The 20,274-nt window shown below is 45.9% G+C and carries 15 protein-coding genes and 1 pseudogene; 4 read left to right on the top strand and 12 right to left on the bottom strand.

All coding sequences use genetic code 11. The features are described 5' to 3' along the window. Window positions 1–234: 234 nt before the first annotated feature. The 5 genes from CTT30_RS14270 to rsd form a co-directional block, all read right to left on the bottom strand. A complete protein-coding gene (locus tag CTT30_RS14270; protein ID WP_006963254.1) occupies window positions 235–1,245 on the bottom strand; it encodes an ornithine carbamoyltransferase in 1,011 nt (336 codons plus the stop codon). Between the two features lie 124 nt (window positions 1,246–1,369). Then, window positions 1,370–2,281 carry a carbamate kinase gene (gene arcC / locus CTT30_RS14265; RefSeq protein WP_239870609.1) on the bottom strand — a complete coding sequence of 304 codons (912 nt, stop codon included), beginning with the start codon at window positions 2,279–2,281 and terminating at the stop codon, window positions 1,370–1,372. Window positions 2,282–2,340: 59 nt separating this feature from the next. Beyond that, window positions 2,341–3,561 (bottom strand): arginine deiminase, encoded by a 1,221-nt coding sequence (gene arcA / locus CTT30_RS14260; protein WP_252035455.1) that lies wholly within the window; start codon window positions 3,559–3,561, stop codon window positions 2,341–2,343. A gap of 606 nt (window positions 3,562–4,167) precedes the next feature. Beyond that, window positions 4,168–5,616: a YfcC family protein gene (locus CTT30_RS14255; protein WP_239870569.1), complete on the bottom strand. Its 1,449-nt coding sequence runs from the start codon at window positions 5,614–5,616 to the stop codon at window positions 4,168–4,170. Window positions 5,617–6,156: 540 nt separating this feature from the next. Continuing rightward, a complete protein-coding gene (gene rsd, locus CTT30_RS14250; protein ID WP_239870566.1) occupies window positions 6,157–6,651 on the bottom strand; it encodes a sigma D regulator in 495 nt (164 codons plus the stop codon). Window positions 6,652–6,829: 178 nt separating this feature from the next. Here rsd and nudC point away from each other — a divergent pair, with 178 nt between their 5' ends. From nudC to CTT30_RS14230, 4 genes are all read left to right on the top strand, one after another. Beyond that, window positions 6,830–7,606, top strand: a complete 777-nt coding sequence (nudC, locus tag CTT30_RS14245; protein WP_239838638.1) for an NAD(+) diphosphatase — start codon at window positions 6,830–6,832, stop codon at window positions 7,604–7,606. Window positions 7,607–7,878: 272 nt separating this feature from the next. Next, window positions 7,879–8,946, top strand: a complete 1,068-nt coding sequence (gene hemE / locus CTT30_RS14240) for a uroporphyrinogen decarboxylase (RefSeq protein ID WP_239870544.1) — start codon at window positions 7,879–7,881, stop codon at window positions 8,944–8,946. Between the two features lie 105 nt (window positions 8,947–9,051). Next, window positions 9,052–9,687: a TetR/AcrR family transcriptional regulator gene (locus CTT30_RS14235; RefSeq protein WP_239838640.1), complete on the top strand. Its 636-nt coding sequence runs from the start codon at window positions 9,052–9,054 to the stop codon at window positions 9,685–9,687. A 74-nt stretch (window positions 9,688–9,761) separates the two neighbouring features. Beyond that, complete coding sequence (locus tag CTT30_RS14230) at window positions 9,762–10,718, top strand: DHH family phosphoesterase (RefSeq protein WP_252035454.1); 957 nt, start codon at window positions 9,762–9,764, stop codon at window positions 10,716–10,718. A gap of 28 nt (window positions 10,719–10,746) precedes the next feature. On the opposite strand, the gene CTT30_RS14225 is transcribed toward CTT30_RS14230, so the two are convergent. The 7 genes and pseudogenes from CTT30_RS14225 to CTT30_RS14195 all read right to left on the bottom strand — a co-directional run bounded on the left by CTT30_RS14225 (window position 10,747) and on the right by CTT30_RS14195 (window position 20,264). Continuing rightward, window positions 10,747–11,892 (bottom strand): murein hydrolase activator EnvC family protein, encoded by a 1,146-nt coding sequence (locus tag CTT30_RS14225; RefSeq protein WP_239838642.1) that lies wholly within the window; start codon window positions 11,890–11,892, stop codon window positions 10,747–10,749. A 155-nt stretch (window positions 11,893–12,047) separates the two neighbouring features. Continuing rightward, complete coding sequence (gene gpmM / locus CTT30_RS14220) at window positions 12,048–13,580, bottom strand: 2,3-bisphosphoglycerate-independent phosphoglycerate mutase (RefSeq protein WP_252035453.1); 1,533 nt, start codon at window positions 13,578–13,580, stop codon at window positions 12,048–12,050. Between the two features lie 237 nt (window positions 13,581–13,817). Continuing rightward, complete coding sequence (locus CTT30_RS14215; protein WP_239876563.1) at window positions 13,818–14,705, bottom strand: DMT family transporter; 888 nt, start codon at window positions 14,703–14,705, stop codon at window positions 13,818–13,820. A 71-nt stretch (window positions 14,706–14,776) separates the two neighbouring features. Further along, the gene (locus CTT30_RS14210) at window positions 14,777–16,657 is read right to left on the bottom strand and encodes a methyl-accepting chemotaxis protein (RefSeq protein ID WP_252035452.1); all 1,881 of its coding nucleotides are present in this window, start codon (window positions 16,655–16,657) and stop codon (window positions 14,777–14,779) included. Window positions 16,658–16,924: 267 nt separating this feature from the next. Further along, window positions 16,925–18,339 (bottom strand): annotated as a pseudogene (locus CTT30_RS14205) (SLC13 family permease). A 180-nt stretch (window positions 18,340–18,519) separates the two neighbouring features. Beyond that, on the bottom strand, window positions 18,520–19,152 hold the full coding sequence (gene crp, locus CTT30_RS14200; RefSeq protein WP_004410522.1) for a cAMP-activated global transcriptional regulator CRP: 633 nt from the start codon (window positions 19,150–19,152) through the stop codon (window positions 18,520–18,522). 242 nt (window positions 19,153–19,394) lie between these two features. Beyond that, entirely contained in the window at window positions 19,395–20,264 is an 870-nt protein-coding gene (locus tag CTT30_RS14195) for a phosphoribulokinase (RefSeq protein ID WP_019276788.1), read from the bottom strand. Between the last annotated feature and the right edge of the window lie 10 nt (window positions 20,265–20,274).

Here is a 20,274-nt window from a genome sequence, read left to right as displayed (position 1 = left end):
CAAGCGTTTGCGTAAAGTATTCATGAATTGGATTTTTATGCGTATTTCGCCCATTTTAGCGACACGTTTGCAGTGCTTGTGCTGTCTTGCATTGAGAGCGATGATTAGTCCTTAAGTGTGAAAAAAAATGCGGGCTTTATTCAGCATGTTTTTGATACATGATGAACGCCGCCCGCATTTCCCTGCAAACAATACTCAGTCTAATTTGAGTATGATTACTTTTAATCGATGATATTAGTCACCTAGTGTAGCTACCATCACCGCTTTGATGGTGTGCATACGGTTTTCAGCTTCGTCGAACACAATAGAGTAGTCAGATTCAACCACTTCATCGGTCACCTCACAGCCGTTTTTAAGCATTGGGTATTCTTCAGCAAGCTGTTTACCTACCGTGGTATCTTCGCCGTGGAAGGCAGGTAGGCAGTGCATGAATTTCACGTGAGGATTGCCTGTGGCTTTAATCATTTCCATGTTGACTTGGTAAGGCAGCATGAGGTTGATACGCTCTGCCCATGCTTCTTTTGCTTCACCCATCGATACCCACACATCCGTGTAGAGGTAGTCACAACCTTGAACGCCTTCTTGAACATCTTCAGTCAGGGTAATTTTCGCACCGGTTGTTTCAGCGATCTCACGGCACTGCGCGACAAGGGCTTCTTCTGGCCAGAACTGCTTAGGTGCGACGAGACGAATATCCATGCCCATTTTAGCGGCGCCAACCATCAGGGAGTTGCCCATGTTGTTGCGCGCATCGCCTAGGTAGGCAAACTTCATTTCGTGTAGCTGTTTGCCACGGCCATGTTCCATCATAGTCAGGAAGTCAGCGAGAATTTGCGTCGGGTGGAACTCATCAGTCAGGCCATTCCATACCGGTACACCCGCGTAAGCGCCCAGCTCTTCGACAATTTCCTGACCAAATCCGCGGTACTCGATGCCATCGTACATACGGCCTAAAACACGAGCGGTATCTTTCATCGATTCTTTGTGACCAATCTGAGAGCCTGTTGGGCCTAAGTAAGAAACTTGAGCGCCTTGGTCAAAAGCCGCAACTTCAAAGGCACAACGGGTACGAGTCGACGTTTTCTCGAATATCAGAGCGATGTTTTTGCCTTTGAGACGAGGTTGCTCATAGCCGTTGTATTTCGCTTTTTTCAACTCCACGGATAGGTCCAACATGTGTTGAATTTCACGCGGAGTAAAGTCTAATAATTTTAGGAAGTTACGGTTGCGTAGGTTGAAAGCCATGATGTTTTCCTTCTTATCGATGTGCACTTTCTCGTTGCAGGGAAAGAGGTAAGAAAGTGCAGTAATGAATTTGAGTGATTGTTTGTTTCATCTCAGCCCTGACTAAAGTCAGGACAGCTGGTAATTAGCCTTTGGTGATATTGGTGCCTGCCGTGCCCTGAAGAATGCGTAAACCATCTTCCAGTGAGCCGATCCCGACCACTTTGCCACCTTGTTTGACGAACTCGCATGATGCTTCAATTTTTGGCCCCATTGAGCCAGCATCAAATTGGTACTGCGCCAATTCAGTTGGGTTAGTGCTGCGCAGCGCATGTTGAGTTGGTTTGCCCCAATCGAGATAAACCGCATCCGCGTCAGTGAGGATGAGCAGGGCGTCAGCATTTAGCTGTTTAGCAAGGAAAGCGGCAGACATGTCCTTATCAATCACGGCTTCAACACCGACCAGCTTGCCGTTTTCGTGTTTGACCGGAATGCCACCACCGCCAGTACAAATCACTAAGTGGCCTTCGTCGATGAGCTTGGTGATCGCTTCGTGCTCGATAATTCCTGTTGGTTGCGGGCTAGGTACAACGCGGCGGAAGTGCTGGCCGTCAGGTTTGATCGTCCAGTGGTATTTCTCAGCCAGTTCCCGAGCCTCGGCTTCTTCATAAATCGGGCCGATGGGTTTAGTTGGGTCTGCGAATGCCGGATCATTGGGGTCCACTGTCATTTGCGTTAACATGCAAGTGGCATTGACGTTTGGCATTTGGTTTTTGAACTCTTGCATCAGCATGTAACCAATCATGCCTTGTGTTTCACTGCCCAGAACATCGAGTGGGTAGGGTGCTACCTTCTTGTACTCCAAGCCTTGTAACGCCAGTAAGCCAACTTGTGGGCCATTACCGTGTACCAGTACGACGTTGTATTCCTGAGCAATTTCCGAAATGGTTTTGACGGCAATTTCGATGTTCTGACGTTGTACTTCGGCTTCCAATGGTTCACCGCGGCGAAGTAGGGCGTTTCCGCCAAGTGCGACAACTACAGTTTGTTTTGTCATTGCTTTTATCTCTCTGCTGAGGGCGAAAGCTAAGTCGCTCTCGCCAACTTATCCGTTACTTAAATACCATCACGTTCGATTGGGCAGCTCATGCAGCGTGCACCGCCGCGGCCACGACCCAGCTCATCGCCCGGAATTGGCAATACTGTGATGCCCGCTTTGTCGTACTTCTCATTGGTGTAGGTGTTGCCTTCGTATCCGATCACGACACCAGGCTTAACGGTGAGAACGTTGTTAGCATCGTTCCACTGCTCACGTTCCGCGTTGAAGTTGTCGCCGCCAGTGGTGATAAGATTGAGTTGGTCGATGCCGAGTGCTTTCTCGATAGCCGTCACAAAGTAACCTTCTTCTTTGACATTCACTGCGCCAGACGCATCGCCAGTCAGGCTCCAGCACTTGACATCTTTGCGCATGACTTCTGGGTAAACAGAGAAGGTGTCTTCACGCATATGAGTCATGACGGTGTCTAAGTGCATGCAAGAGCGATGTTTTGGCAGCTCCATTGCAATCACTTGTTTCGCTTGACCATGTTTGAACAAGCCAGCAGCAAGGTGTTCAACACCTTGAGCGGTTGTGCGCTCTGACATACCAATCAGCACGGCACCTTTACCAATGACTAACACATCGCCGCCTTCAATGGTCGAGTTGTCGTAGAGCTTCTCTTCATCACCGAAGTACTTAATGAAATCCTGACCAGCAAAGCTTGGATGCCAGCGGTAGATTGCACGAACATGGTTGGTTTCACGTTGACGAGCAGGTTTGGCCATTGGGTTGATAGAAACACCGCCATAGACCCAGCAAGAGGTATCGCGGGTAAATAGGTGGTTAGGTAATGGTTCAATGATGAAATCAGTTGGCGCATGAAGTCCTTGCATCATTGATGAAGATTTCATCGGCATCTCTGCGTAAGAAAGGCCGCCGGTAAGGATCTTAGCTAGTTCTATATTCGGTAAGTCACTTAGGTAGCAGCGAACATCATTAGCAAAGGTTTTGCCCAAACGGTAATCCGACACTTGACGGCTGAGCAGCCACTCTTTAGCTTCTGCTACCGCCAGCGTATCTGCAAGCAAGTCCGTCAGAAGTAAGACTTCCACACCTTGGTCGCGCAGAGTTTGAGTGAACACATCGTGTTCTTTACCTGCACGCTCAACAGCAAGGACGTCATCGAATAGCAGATCGTGGCAGTTGGAAGGTGTCAGATGAGTCAGTGCTCGTCTTGGACGATGAACTAGAACACGACGTAATTGACCGATTTCAGAACCTACGTATAACTTACTCATGATCGTATCTCTCTTATATTTTTAATTAGTTTAAAACTTGAAAACTAATATTTAATTTGTAGGGAATAGAAGAGCGAATTTATTTATTCACTTATTTTGTTTCTGTAATTCATATTACGCTTGTCTGAGGAGGAATCTTAGAGGTCAGTCACAGTTCATTTTTTATGCCTAAAGCCAGTGTTTTCAAGGGTTTTAACAATATCTATGCAGTTGTTATTTGGATGTGAATGCCCTATTTAATCATTAGAAAGGAAAGTTTATGCATAAAATTATTCTGAGTGGTTGATACATATTGGTGAGAAGGAATAATATTCAAATTAAAATAACTTAAATATCTTTAACTAGATTGGAATTATGCATTTTAACTTTCTAGATAATTGCTTTTAAGGATTTAGAATATAGATTGATAACAAAAAAATGATAATAAGTTTAACCCAGATCACATATTAAATTTTCTGAAGTATTTAAGAATGGAACTATTGGATAAATAAAAGTTATAGCTAGAAATAACTTTTCTAATTTTTCGGTGAAGAGTGTAAAGAAAAGCCGCACTAAGGCGGCTTTGGGGGCTTACATCCTGTGAGCGAGTGTAAGGAAAAGAGCAGGCTAGATAAGTGCACCAATGCTTATCATTACAACACAGAATAACGTCAGAATGGCCAACAGTGGTGCCACCCATTTCACCCAGCGCACATAAGGCACTCGGGCAATGGCAAGGCCGCCCATAACGACTGCCGAAGTGGGAGTGATGAGGTTTACTAAACCAGAAGCCGACTGGTAAGCCGTGATGACTAGGTCGCGTCCGACACCAGCAAAGTCTGCGAGTGGGGCCATAATTGGCATGGTCAGTACCGCTAGGCCAGAGGTTGAAGGCACAAGGAACGATAACAAAATCTCAAGGAAGAACATGACATTAATGAATACGACCGACGATAGTCCGGTCACCATCTGTTCTGCTGAGTACAAGATGGTATCAGTGATCATGCCGCGGTCCATAACCACTACAATCCCGCGTGCAATACCAATGATCAGCGCTACGCCGAGTAGGTCACGAGCACCATCAATAAAGCTGTTAGTAAACTCTTCTTCGCTCATACGTGCCACGAGTCCGACTAAAATCGTTGCCGCTAAGAACATCGCTGAGATTTCTGCCATCCACCAGCCAGCCACAGAAACACCGTAGATCATCACGCCGAATGAGCCGCCGAAGATGGTTAAAATGACTTTACGTGTGGTGGTGAACTCAAGAGATTCGCCAGTTTGATTACCAAGAAAATGCGCTTTGTTCTCTTCGTATTTATCGTAAACAATTGATTTGCTCTGGTCTTCACGCACCATACGGGCATAGCGCATCACGTAGGCAACACAAATGACCCAGCCGATCACCAGCATTAAGGCGCGCAGCATGATGCCATCCGTAAACGGAATGCCAGAAGCGTTGGCGGCAATCACAGTGGCAAACGGGTTGATGGTGGATCCCAATACGCCAATACCAGCGCCGAGCAATACGGTCGCTGCGGCAACCAATGGGTCGAAGCGCGCAGCCATCATCACTGGCACTAACAGGGTGTAGAATGGCAAGGATTCTTCGGCCATGCCGTAGACGGTTCCCCCGGCAGCAAACAGCGCCATTAGGATGGGAATCATCATCTCTTCTCGGCCTTGAAGACGCTGCGTTACGCGTTCAATCCCAGCATCGATGGCACCCGTTTTTGTCACTAGCCCTAGGAAGCCACCAATGACAAGGATAAACAGAGAAACATCAATTGCGGCGGCTTCGTAGCTATTGTGGTCATAGAAGCCGTCAATCGGTGCTAGTAGTACGTCAATGACACCTTGAGGGTTGCCTTCAACAGCTTGGTAAGTGCCTGTGACAGGCACTTCTCGCCCTAAATCTTCATTCATTGTTCGCTGATACTGGCCAGCAGGTACGATCCAAGTCAGCATCGCAACCAGTGCAATGAGGATAAACAGAATTGTATAAGCGGAAGGGAATTTAAAGTTGGCAAAGAAGCCGCCTTTTTTTTCTTCAGTAGGTACAGTTTGGGTGGTCATGGTGTTCTCCTTACTTTTACTTGCTGAATAACAAATAAAAGTGAATCCGCGACTAGAGTTATAAAATAAAACTTACAAAGACTAAGTTATTGGAATGGTGATAATTAATTTGAGCTTCTTAATCACAGCTCTTAGTTGTTAGTTTAATTATTGATAGGGAATCTAACTTTGTTGATCTTCACAAAAATATTCAGTGTTATTTAATTGGATTTTAAATGGCGATGAATAGCTAGGGTAATTGTTTAAATAAAACGGATTTCTATTCTTTCGTGATAGGTAAGAGTAAGTTATTTAGACAGTATTTACTTGTGTGGAAATAAAATAAGGAATTTTATGCATTGATACGGATTTTCATTCAGGTATTTTTTTTGGCAGATCTTTTGATTAAAGTCAAAAATAATATGCTATAGAAGGTTCATTTCCCTTTGGAGGATAAAGAGATACATGATGAGTGTGTCTGGTATAGCCAAGAGTGTTGGTCATTATGAATAGCAAAAAGGCTGATATTCTCACATCAGCCTTTACATTTTCTCGTGTCGGCTAAGCGCCTGGAGGAATGGCCAAGCTATCAGCAATAAGCTGTATTAGGTGGTCTTCGACTTCAAAACGCACTTCGAGTAGTTCGCCAACCTTTGACATATCCACCTCAAAATCGGGGAGTTCATCATCGGCACTTACGTTGACATATTTATCGTTAAACTCAAGCAAAGGCTCTGTGGTTAACACAATTTTTGCGTAAGTAGCATCGATCTCGTTATTTGATTTAAAGCCAGTGGCCTGCCATTTCTCCATTACCATGTCGTAAATTTTGAAATGACCTTCTGAAATGTAATCAACCACATGGTCACAAAAAGAGCGGATTTGTTTCGGGGAAGGAAGTTCAACAACGTTAGCGTGTCCATTCGCTGGCTGAAGTGAGCCCAATCGACAATATTCGACAATCAGTGCCTGTCGAGTCTCTAACCAATGATCGATGACTTCACTGGAGCCACCCCACTGGTCTTGCGTTCGTTTGAATTTATTTAGCATGACCATGCCCTCATGATCGGATCACAGTTCCGGTGATCATTACGCTTTGCGGTGCAAAGCCATTCTAGAGTTTAACCTCTTGTCCTTACTAGAATTTATAGCCAGAAAATTGTTCCACTACAAACTCTGGTATGAAATTAGATTGCCAGTAAAATGGATGAACTGCAAGCAGAGAGGAAGGGGAATGTTTAAGAACAGTGACACAAACCGTACGAGCAATGCTTACTGGTGCGTTGTATCAGGTAGTGAGGTTTGGCTGGAGGAGCATGCGTTACCTTGTGGTTCAGCCCAGGCATTTGCACTACCGGAGGAAAATGCGATAAAGATAGGTGATTACAATGGGTTGCCAGTTATGTGGCTCAACGCACATGATGTCGAGCAGACGTTGCCATTGACTTCATTAAGAGAATGTTTGGGATTGGCTGAGCCGCTGTTTTTGTTGATCAGCAAGGCGGTGCAATATAGCCACATGACACAGACCCTGCGCTTTTGCCCAATTTGCGGTGGTCGTAACCACCTCAACCACAATCAAGTTGCTATGCAGTGTGGTGATTGTCGTACTTTACATTACCCGAGAATTTTTCCGTGCATCATTGTTGCCGTTCGTCATGGTGAGCAAATTCTATTGGCCCAGCACCCGCGTCATCGTAACGGTATGTACACCGTCATTGCAGGGTTTGTGGAAGTGGGGGAAACGCTTGAGCAGTGTGTAGCTCGTGAGGTCAAAGAAGAGACAGGTATTGATGTGACAAACATTCGTTATTTTGGCAGTCAGCCTTGGGCATTCCCTTCCAGTTTAATGATGGGCTTTTTGGCAGATTATCAAGGCGGGGAGTTAAAACCTGATTATAGCGAACTGAGTGATGCCCAGTGGTTCACTGCGCAGAATATGCCTCCTGTTGCTCCGCAAGGCACGATTGCGAGAGCATTGATCGAACGGACAATCAATGAAATGCAATGAAGCAATATTTTGATTTGATAGATAAAAAAAAACCCTCCGAGAGGAGGGGGTAAGTAAGATGTCGTTATGAGATGCTGAGTCGCGAGTACTCAGGTTATAATTGTTGTTTTCGCTAGCACACAAATTTTTAACACTCTTGTAGTTTGGGTGCAAATTAAGCACTGATTTAAAAGTTAATAACTTGATCTAGGTTGCAAAGCACACCGCTTTTGTATGGAAAACAGTGTTAGAATAGCGCCCCTAAATAGAAGCCGAATAGTTGGAAAGACGGAATGACTGAATTAAAAAATGATCGCTATCTACGTGCGCTTTTAAAGCAGCCTGTAGATTACACGCCAGTATGGATGATGCGTCAGGCAGGGCGTTACCTACCGGAGTATAAAGCGACCCGTGCTGAAGCGGGCGACTTCATGTCTTTGTGTAAGAACGCAGAACTTGCGTCAGAGGTCACGCTACAACCACTTCGTCGTTTCCCTCTAGATGCTGCTATTCTGTTTTCGGATATCTTAACTATCCCTGATGCGATGGGACTTGAGCTTCGTTTTGCAGCAGGTGAAGGTCCGGTTTTCGATAAGCCTATCACTTGTAAAGCTGACGTTGAAAAGATTGGTATTCCTGACCCGGAAGGTGAGCTGAAATATGTAATGAATGCTGTGCGCCAGATTCGTAAAGATCTCAATGGTGATGTTCCACTGATTGGTTTCTCTGGTAGTCCGTGGACTCTGGCAACTTATATGGTTGAAGGTAGCAGCTCTAAAGCATTCACTAAGATCAAAAAGATGATGTACGCAGAACCACAAACACTACACTTGTTGTTGGATAAGCTTGCAGACAGTGTGATTGAGTACCTAAATGCGCAAATCAAGGCAGGTGCACAATCTGTGATGGTCTTTGATACATGGGGTGGTGTTTTAACGCCACGTGATTACAACCTGTTCTCCTTACAATACATGCACAAAATCGTTGATGGCTTGATTCGTGAGAACGATGGTCGCCGTGTCCCTGTGACTCTGTTTACTAAGAACGGTGGCATGTGGCTAGAGCAAATTGCGGCAACTGGCTGTGATGCTGTTGGTTTGGACTGGACGATCAACATTCAAGATGCCGTTAAGCGTGTAGGTGATAAAGTGGCGCTGCAAGGCAATATGGATCCATCGATGCTTTACGCTTCACCAGAACGTATTCGTGAGGAGGTTGCGACCATCCTAGAAGGCTATGGTGATGCCGGTACAGGTCATGTATTTAACCTTGGCCATGGTATTCACCTTGATGTGCCGCCTGAAAATGCGGGAGTATTTGTTGAAGCGGTTCATGAGTTATCTAAGCCATACCACAAATAACTAAGAAACCAATGAAAGCGCCTGGTCTAATCAGGCGCTTTTTTGTTATTGGTTAATATACTCAGTTATACTGATGATATTAATGGAAGAGGGTACGGAAAACGAATGAAGACACGCGACAAAATAGTGCTTGCCGCATTGGATCTCTTTAATGAACATGGTGAGCGTAATATCACCACCAACCACATTGCTGCACATATAGACATAAGTCCGGGCAACCTTTACTACCACTTCCGCAACAAACAAGAAATCGTCCGCGAAATCTTTACCCTCTATTCGAATGAGTTATTGGAAAGGTTCTCTCCTATTCATGGTCAGCAAGAGAGCTTGGTATTGCTTAAGCACTACCTTGATTCAATTTTCAACTTGATGTGGAAATACCGCTTTTTCTACGCCAACCTGCCTGAGATTCTTCAACGTGATGAGCAGCTACATGACGATTACATTCAGGTGCAAGAAAAGTTGCAGACTAACTTGATCAACATTATGCGCGCATTTGTTGATTTGGAGCTGGTGTCTGTCGAAGACAGCGAAATGAAGTCACTGGTCACAACACTACATCTTATCGCATGTAGTTGGCTAGGTTACCAAGCGGCGATGTCGCCAAAAACTCAGATCACCGAGCAGGTCATTCATCAAGGTATGCTGCAGATGATAGCGGTCGTCAAGCCGAAAGCGACGGAGCAGGGGCTAGAACAACTGCAGTTATTGGAAGATGGTGTTAAAGCCATTCATGCTTAGCCATAACTAAACGCGATTGTGAAGTTTTCTCTAACCCCTTAAAGTGTCTAAAGATATTTTAAGGGGTTTTGTTTATGCACTACGATGTGTTCAACGGTGATGCGGATGGCATCATTTCTCTCCTTCAGCTTCGCTTAGCCGAACCTAAAGAATCGACATTGATTACGGGTGTGAAACGTGACATCGCACTGTTAACTTCTCTCCAGTGCCAAGCGGATGACTCGCTGACCGTATTGGATATCTCGATGGAGAAAAATAAAGCGAGCTTAGAAGCGATTCTTGCCACAGGTGCTCAGGTATTTTATGCCGATCACCACAAGTCAGGTGATATTCCACAGCATTCAAACCTTGATGCTCATATTTGTTTAGACGCCAATACATGCACCGCTTTGATTGTGGATGAGCTGCTGCAAGGTCGTTTTCACTTATGGGCTATTACTGCCGCGTACGGTGATAACTTGATTGCAAAAGCGGATGAGTTGGCTGACAGAGCAGGCCTTACCGATGAACAGAAAGAACAGTTGAAAGAGCTGGGGATACTCATTAACTACAATGGCTATGGGGCAGAGTTGGCGGATTTACATTTTGACCCCGCTCTGCTGTTTGAGCACCTTTTGGCCTATAATGATCCTTTTGCAGTTATTGCTGATCCAAACTCGGCTTATCACACTCTTACATCAGCGTATCAAAGTGATCTGGATAAGGCTCTCGCTATTGAAGCTTCTCATCAAAGTGATGTATTGGCAGTGTTTGAGCTGCCTAATCAAGCTTCTTCACGACGTATCAGTGGTGTTTATGGTAACTGGTTGGCGAACCAATCTCCGGACTGTGCACATGCTGTACTTTCAGAAAATGCGGATGGGAGTTATACCGTCTCACTACGGGCACCGCTGAATAATAAGCAAGGAGCAGGTGATATTTGTTCACAGTTTGCAACAGGCGGAGGACGCGCTGCCGCAGCTGGAATTAATTCACTCGATAGGGCGCAGGTTGGCGTCTTTATTGCGACAGTGGAAGCATATTACGCTTAAATACTAGTCGGCTAATGAGGTAACGAGATTACCTTGTTAGCCAGCGCTTCGGATTTTGTGTTTTGCTGTTTCTACGGATTTCGAAGTACAGGGAAGCTTGAGGTTGACCACCAGTATCGCCTGCGAGTGCAATGGTTTCACCTGCGGCGACTTTATCCCCTTCTTTTTTCAACAGGCTCTGATTAAAACCGTATAAGGTCATATCGCCTTTACCGTGATCGAGCAGGATTACCAAACCATAGCCCCTTAAATAATCAGAAAAAACAACGGTGCCCGAATACACGGCTTTCACTGATTGGCCGTAATTGGCATCAATGACCATACCTTTCCAGTTGATCTGGCCTGTCTGACGTGAGCCATAATTGTGTAAAACTTTACCTTTCAGTGGCCAAGGTAATCGACCTTTGCGTTTGGCTAAGCCATCCATAGGAACGGCATTGAGCTTGGCGGCTTTGGCTGCCTTGGCTATTTCCGCCTTTAAGCGTGTTTCATTGCGCTGTAGCTCAGTCAGGTAAACCTTATCACTGGAAATGCTTTTCTTAATGCTGGTAACGGTACCTTTACGTTTCGATTGTTCTTTACTCAATTGTTGACGCTTTTGGTTCTGTTGAGCGAGGAGCTTAGTGATTTGTTGCTGTTCAAGCTTGAGTTGATTTTCACTTTCTGAAAGCTGTTCTACGGTTGTTTCCAGCTTTTCAATCGTAATGGTACGTTGTTTCGCCAAGTGCTGGAAATATTGGCTGATCCTGTCCTCTTCCACTCCTTGATTAAGAAGGCTCGCGGATGATTTCGCTCGTTGAGTGACGTAATAGGTCTGCAATAGCTCAGCGAGCTTTTCGCTTTGTTGCTGTTTCTGCTGTCGAAGTGAAGTAATGCGCTTTTCTAACGTGGCAATACTGTGGTTGGTTTTATTCAGGGCCTCTTTGGCCTCTTTAATCTCTTTCTCTAAACGGACAATACTCAGTTCTTGCGCCTTGAGTGATTTCTGCAGGGAGTCGAGTTTCTTTTGCTGAGAACTTAATGCCTGCTTTTGACGAGATATCTCACTACTGACCCCTTTTAATTCATTGGGGGAGGCAGACCAACTAGGAAAGGCTAGGGTTGAGGCAACAATCAATACCCATGCTGAGAGCGTAGAGGTGGCGATCAGTCGTCCTTGTTGCTGTGTTGCCATCGAAGAATCAGTCCTAAGTCTTTGAGAGAAAGTCAGTATACCCAAACACATTCCTTCGAAGAAAGAGTAATGTCAAAACTTGTTAATGAGGAAATAAAAAAGCTCAGGTATTCACCTGAGCTTTTCGATATAAGCGATGTCGCCGTCAAGCGTGCCTATTTGACTAGAACTTCACCTGACATTTCTGCTGGAATTTCTAGGCCAGCCAGAGATAGCATGGTTGGCGCAAGATCGGACAGTTTTCCGCCTTCTTTGAATTCCACTGCTTTTTCACCGACATAAATTAGTGGTACTGGCAGATTGGTGTGTGCCGTGTGAGTACCGCCTGTTTCTGGGTCTACCATCATTTCGGCGTTACCGTGGTCTGCTGTGATAAGGAGCTGACCACCCACTTCCTTGATGGCTTCCACTACCTTACCAACGCTTTCGTCGAGTGCTTCGATGGCTTTCTCTGCCGCTTCATAGACACCGGTGTGGCCAACCATGTCGGCATTTGGGTAGTTACAGATGATGGCATCGTATTTACCCGACTTGATCGCCGCAACCATTTTCTCTGTCAACTCAGGGGAGCTCATCTCTGGTTGAAGGTCGTATGTGGCCACTTTTGGTGACGCTACAAGTTGACGCTCCTCGCCTTCAAATTCACTTTCAACTCCACCGTTGAAGAAGAAAGTCACGTGCGCGTATTTCTCTGTTTCAGAGATACGTAGCTGAGTTTGACCTTGTTTAGATAGCCACTCACCGTAAGTGTTTTCTAGAGATGCAGGTGGGAAGGCGATAGCTAGAGGGATATCAGCAGCGTATTGAGTCAGCATCACGAAGTTGATGGCTGGGAATGCAGCACGCTCGAAGCCGTCAAATGCAGGAACGAATGCACGAGTGATTTGACGTGCACGGTCAGCACGGTAGTTCATGAAGATAACCGCATCGCCATCTTGCATGATGGCATCTTCTTGGCCTTCTGCTTGGATTGCTGTCGCTTTAACGAACTCGTCGTTTTCTTCACGCGCGTACGCGGCTTCTAGGCCTGCAACTGCCGTTTCTGCTCTGAACTCAGCTTTGGCTTGAGTGAGAAGATCGTAAGCAACTTGAACGCGATCCCAGTTGTTGTCACGATCCATTGCATAATAACGGCCCACTAAAGAGGCGATACGGCCTTTACCTAATGTCGCAAAGAGATCTTGGAAACGTTGCAGTGAGTTTGCTGCGCTACGTGGTGGTGTGTCACGACCGTCAAGGAAGCAGTGTAGGTAAATCTTTTCTGCGCCACGTGCTGCTGCCATTTCAACTGCGGCATAGATGTGATCTTCGTGAGAGTGGACGCCACCTGGAGACATCAGGCCCATTAGGTGAACGGCTTTACCTGCTTTAACCGCCGAGTCAATCGCTTCGACAAGTGCTGGTGTCTCAGCAAACTCACCATCGGCGATGGATTTAGTAATACGAGTCAGATCCTGATAGACCACTCGGCCTGCACCAATGTTCGTGTGGCCGACTTCAGAGTTACCCATCTGGCCGTCAGGCAGACCCACATCTAGGCCTGATGCTGAGATGAGAGTGTGTGGATTGTTGGCAAGCAGGCCGTCGATCACGGGCGTTTTCGCATTTGCGATTGCGTTGCTTGCTGTCTCTTCACGGTGACCGTAACCGTCAAGAATAACCAGAGCCAATGGCTTCTTAGCTGACATAGTGATGTCCTCGTCAAATTCAAAGTAACTTTAGAAACAAAATTAGCGTAATTTTACTACACTTTTTACCCAAAACTGTAGGCTAAGATCAAATATTGTTGGCTAAATATCGTTGTTATATTTCACCTTATATTGAGCGTAACGACTGAATAGGGGGAGATTTCCTGTCTCGTTGACTTCATTTTCACTCATACAGAGGAAAGATAAAGCAGGTATTAACTATTGTTCTAATAGCGGTTAACTGACTAACAGCCCAGTTCCTACCACCGCCAAAATCGCGCCTAGCCATGCAAATCGATTGGGGCGTTTTTTGGTATAAATCCAAAGTATAGGCAGCAACATGATCGGCGTGGTAGAAGAAAGTAGGGCAACCATACCGACATTCCCTTCTTGAAGTGCATAGAGGATAAGCGTCATACCAACAGCCATCGCGAGAAAGCCGTTGAGAGCGGTGATGGCGAATAAGCGAAGATTCATGGGTAGTGTTGCTTTCGCGAGCTTAGCACCACTTAAGAAAAACAGGCAGTGTGCAGCAAAGGCTGTCATCATACGTATAGCTGATGCTGCCACGGGGTCGATAGCAGTCTGCATTACGGGTTTAGCGATAATGCCACCAAGTGCCTGACACAGCGCCGCAACCAGTCCTAAGGAGATACCAAACCAGATACTGCCTTTCACCGACTCCAAGTGATTAGTGCTCTGCCCTTTACGGCCAAAAAAGATAGCAGTGAGAACGCCAGAGAAAACCAAAGCTGAACCTATAAGCTCAATGCTGGTCATGGTTTCGCTAAACAGGAAGTAGCCCAGTATGGCGGAAAACACAGCATGGCAAGAAAACAGCAAGCCAGCTTGGCGAGGCCCCATCCGATTTAAGCAAGCGAACAGAGCTGTGTCGCCAACAAAAATGCCGATCAAACCAGATAAGGCCATGGCTGAAATGGCGCTGGTTTCAACCGTTGCCCAGCCGCCTGTAAATAATGCCATTGAAGCGAGAATGACAGAGGTGCATCCCATGCGCCAGCGACTGTACGCAAAGGTACCAAGGTGCTGTGCAGGTCCAACAGAGAGTAAACTGGCTACCGCCCAGAGAAAAGCTGCAGCCAGTGCCAGCCATTCGAATCCCATAAGCTGTTCGTCCTGTGAACAAAGAAATCAATAGGCTGACAATATGCATGAAATAGCGTTGGAAACAAAGCTTAAACTTTAAAGCGTTCTACCTCAGTGCGTACCGTGTTGGCTGAGTTAAACATGTTAGTCGCACTATCACTACTGCGCATCGCCTGTTCAGACAGAATATCTGACGCATCTTTAATACCTTGAGTATTGCGACTGATGTCTTCGCTGACGGCACGTTGCTCTTCCGCAGCACTGGCTATCTGAAGCGCCATATCGTTAATTTCTGTAATCGCAGAGGTGATGGTATTCAGGCTCTGATATGCTTGTTGAGCGTAATCCACACTAGTCCCTGCTAGTGCCGTGCTGCTTTCCATACTGTTGACGGCGAGCTTGGTATTGTTCTGTAGTGTTTCAATCATATTGCGGATCTCTTCGGTTGAGCCATGTGTGCGTTGGCTCAACACTCTGACTTCGTCCGCTACGACGGCAAAACCACGGCCTTGCTCACCCGCACGAGCAGCTTCGATCGCAGCATTAAGGGCCAGTAAATTGGTTTGCTCTGCAATTTCGCGAATGGTAGAGAGAATTTGATTGATGCTCTGTGTGTTGCTCTCCAGTTCTGAGATCACCCCAGAGGCTGCGGTCACCTGATCGGCTAGCTCAACAATAGCTTGACGGTTTTTTTCGATCACTTGCTGGCCGTCTTCACACGCGGATGCTGAACCTTGAGAAGCGTTCGCGGTCAACTCAGCGTGACTGGCTACTTCAGCCGCTGTTGCTGACATTTCATGAATCGCAGTCGCTATTTGATTAACATCATTTTGCTGTGCTTCGACTTGCTGGGAAGATTGTTGTGCTAGTAGGTTCGCTTGTTCAGCTTGGACGGCCAGATCTCTACTGTGATGAATGATACCGCTGAGCATAGATTGCATTTGACTGAGGAACTGATTGACGTGCTGCGCCAGTTCTCCGATTTCATCCATACGGCGAATGTCTATTCGTTGAGTTAAATCCCCTTCACCCTGAGAGAGCTGTGAAAGTGCTGCTGATAAGGTTTGTAGAGGCTGAAGTAAGCGAGTAATTACATAAGTGCTGATTGAAGCAATCACAATGTAGAGGAAAATCGATGCGATCGCGGTGAATTGAATTTGTTCGGCTACCGAGGCGTACGCCATGTCTTTATCTACCACAATGCCTAGTGACCAATCGGTATTGGGTACATTAGTCGCAAAGATCAGCTTATCGCCTTGTTGTGGCCAGCTGATAGTGGAAATGAAAGAGGTATTGACCAGTTGATGAACTTTATCGGCTGATAAGACTGGATTGAGCTCAGTCAGAGGTTGCTGGCTCAGCTTCTCATCTTGGTAAGCGACAATGTTGTTATTACCATCAACCAAAAACGAAAACCCTTCGTTGTCTAAGCTGACATTGAGCACTTCTTCGATGATATTCGTCACGGTCAAATCTGCGGCTAAGACGCCATTTTTACTGCCGCTAAATGCTTTAGCAAAGCTGACCACGATACTGCCATCGAAGTCTTGATAGGGCTCGGTGACGATCAGTCCATTGGTTGCCATGGCATCTTTATACCAAGGTCGGGTGCGAGGATCGTAATCTGCAGGCCAATCCTCGCTTTTATCTCCATAAGCGATAGAACCATCATCAAAACCAGCATAGACTGATAAGAACCCTCCGGCTCGTTTAGTGATAAGCATCTCTCTATCGGCATTGTCAGTGTTGAGAATGCTCACTTCATTTGCCAGCATCATATCGCTTCGGATGGAGAGCCAGTCACTGATATAACGAGAGGTGGCATGGCTGACGTTAGCCATTTCACTATTCAGTGCGGAAGTGGTTTCTTGTTTTAATTGACTGACAGAGATCCATGCCTGGACTCCTGAGACAATTGCAATAATGATCGCGATGGCGATCTGAATCTTTAATTTAATTGTGTTTCTCATTGCCCTTCCTTAATACTTAGACAACCTATCGAAAATCAGGGTGTGTGAGTTTGAATTAGTGGTTACACCCTGTTAGTGCGGAAGTTCACGTAGGAACTGCTGAAATAGCTATGAATATTGGTTTAACAGGCTGATGTTATAGAAGTTATTAAAATATAGATTTGATCTATATGGATATTCAGGAAGTGGAATATCGATGAAGAGGGACCTTTTGACTGAATTGTGACTTCTTGCCCATTAATGAAACAAGAAGCCACAACCTAATATCTAGGTTAAAAATAGAGCTGCCATATAGACAATCGCTAAACCAACGAGACCGATAATGACCCCTGTTTTTGCCATGTCTTTACTTTCGATAAGCCCAGTTGAGTAGGCGAGGGAGTTAGGGGGAGTAGAAACGGGCAATATCATGCCAAGTGATGCTGAGAAAGCTACCACGACCAGTAAGCCTTGCAATCCTCCGACTGAAGCTAGGCTGTCCATCGATGCCCCAATCGCTGCAGCGATCGGCATCAATAAGTTGGCCGTTGCGGTGTTGGACATGAAGTTCGCCATTAACCAACACACCATAGACAGGGTGAGGACCACCGCAACTGGGGACAAGGCCTCGTAATCAATCGCGTGTGCCAGCGCAGCGGCCAATCCGGTTTTATCTAGGCCAATTCCTATTGCAATGCCCCCAGCGACTAACCACAACACATCCCAGTTGATCTGTTTGAGCTCTGCTTTGCCCATGATACCTGTCAATGTGAAGACCGCGAGAGGGATAATGGATACCACGTAGGTGTTCATTCCATGCAGCTTTGTCGTCATCCATAACAATATGGTAGCCGCGAAGGTGACATAGACTACCATGGCACGCCAGCTACGCTGAAACTGGCCGTCGAGCTTCAGTGTCATAGTTTGATGTGAAGAAGGGAACAGTTTTTGAAGTAGGAACCAAGCAAAGGTGAGCTGGACTATCACAAAAGGCAAACCCATCATCATCCAGCTGAGAAAGTCGATGCTGTTTTCACCCGTTAAGTATTGTAGAGCGATGGCGTTAGGTGGGGTTCCGATCGGAGTGGCAATCCCCCTGTATTAGCGGCAATGGGAATACACAAAACCAGTGCTTTTATCCCTAAATCGCCTTTGGGGGCTGAGGCGACAATCGGGCCAAGCAGTGCCAGCATCATCACTGTTGTTGCGGTATTAGACATAAACATTGAGAACACTGCAGTAATCAACATTAAGCCGAGCATAATAAATTTTGGCTGGTGGCCGAAAGGGCGCAGCAAAACTCGAGCAAGGTTGTTATCGAGTTCGTATTTTGATGCAGCGATGGCTAGCGCAAACCCACCCATAAATAGAATAATAATGGGTGAGGAGAAGGCGCTGAAGATATCGGTGTATTTCATCAACTCTCCCAGATCATGTCCTGCTGGAGGAGTGCGAAAGAGATGCAGACCTTTGTCTGAAATCATGACCAATTCAAGTGCGATGATCAAAATCGAAGTGGCGAAAACGGGAACAGGCTCCAGTACCCATAATAGGGCGGCGAGCAGAAAGATAGCCAGTAAACGATGTTGAATTAAAGTCAGATCATCAATGGGGATGGCATCAATTGGCATAAACAACACGGCAATTGGCAAACCAAAGCAAATCAGTAACTTAATGACTATGGTTCGATCAATGTTGGGCATAAGGGCTTAACCTCAAAGCGAAACTCTGCGGATAAGAATAAAGAATAACTAAATGAAGGTCTTAGACTAAGATGGAAGTTTTTATATGTAATCAAGAAATGTTAAGCAAGGTTGTTTTTGGTCAAAAAAAACCACCAATGTTGCCATTGGTGGTTTGTTCAATCTTTTATGCCGCGGTAATTAACGAGTACCGTAAACAACAATTGTCTTACCGTGGGCAGAAATTAAGTTCTGCTCTTCTAGCATCTTCAAGATACGACCTACTGTCTCACGAGAACAGCCAACAATCTGACCGATTTCCTGACGAGTGATCTTGATCTGCATACCGTCTGGGTGTGTCATTGCATCTGGCTGTTTCGCCAGATTAAGCAGGGTTTGTGCGATGCGGCCGGTTACGTCTAGGAATGCCAAGTCACCCACTTTCTGACTAGTGACCTGTAGACGGCTTGCCATTTGTGCGGACAGACGCATCAGGATGTCAGGGTTAACTTGGATTAGCTGACGGAATTTCTTGAATGAAATTTCTGCTACTTCACAAGGAGATTTGGCACGAACCCATGCCGTACGCTCTTGGTCTTCTTCGAATAAACCAAGTTCACCGATAAAGTCGCCTTGGTTTAGGTAAGAAAGGATCATTTCCTTACCTTCTTCGTCTTTGATAAGTACTGCCACAGAACCTTTAACAATGTAGTAAAGAGTTTCTGCTTTTTCGCCCGCGTGGATCAGCGTGCTTTTTGATGGGTACTTATGAATATGACAGTGTGAAAGGAACCACTCTAATGTTGGATCGGTTTGAGGTTTACCTAGAACCATAATATCTCACTTCCTCTGCAGGGTACGCTTGCTGCTTTCCATGTTTTAGCTAAGCCTTGAATCAAGACCTACTAGGATAAGAGCACTTTTCAAATGCTGCAAGCCATCTTTGTTTCGGTTTCAAATAGTATCTTTTTTTGAAATCGATTTCTTGATTTTAATCGGGTACACCTTACGATTTTGTACGCAAAAATGTGCACATGATCACGGTATGAAAAGTAATCGTGCTTATCCGGTGGTTGTTAACCAATTTTTCCGGTTTCGATCAGTTGTTGCAAAATAGGGCGCACAATTAGCTCGACCGCGAAACTCATTTTGCCCCCAGGCACCACGAGCGTGTTATGACGTGACATAAATGAGCCGTCAATCATCGCCAGTAGGTAAGGGAAGTCGACGTTTTTAATACCACGAAGACGAATCACGACAAAGCTTTCATCTAAGCTTGGTATACCTTTGGCATTTAATGGGTTAGAAGTATCGACGGTTGGAACACGCTGGAAGTTAATATGAGTGCGCGAGAACTGGGGAGTAATGTAGTTTAGGTAGTCGTCCATTGAACGGACAATAGAGTCCATCACGGCCTCTCGAGAGTGGCCACGATCTCGGGTATCTCGAACGAACTTTTGGATCCATTCCAAGTTAACAATGGGGACCATGCCAATCAGAAAGTCGACGTGCTGAGCGACGTTAACATCGCCATCAACGACGCCACCGTGCAAGCCTTCATAAAACAATACATCAGAGTTCTCAGGCAGTTCTTGCCATGGCGTAAAGGTACCCGGCATCTGATTGTACGGTACGGCTTCATCAAAGGTGTGCAGATAACGGCGTACCTGACCTGTTCCTTCATTTCCGTATTTACGGAAAAACTCAGCGAGTGCTGGGAAGTCGTTCGCCTGTGGGCCAAAGTAGCTGATGTGTCGCCCCTGTTCACGGGCTTTGCGAATTTCGACATCCATCTCTGGGCGCGTAAAGCGGTGAAAACTATCACCTTCTACCCAAGCGGGCTTGACGTTCATCATGTTGAACATTTTGCGGAACGCTTCAGATGTCGTTGTGGTGCCCGCACCAGATGAACCAGTGACGGCAATAATCGGATGTTTTGCTGACATGACAAACCTT

Source organism: Vibrio coralliilyticus, from assembly GCF_024449095.1.
In the GTDB taxonomy this organism is placed as follows: Bacteria; Pseudomonadota; Gammaproteobacteria; order Enterobacterales; family Vibrionaceae; genus Vibrio; species Vibrio coralliilyticus_A.
Note: the sequence above shows the minus strand (reverse complement) of the source record. Positions and strands in the feature narration are given on the sequence as shown.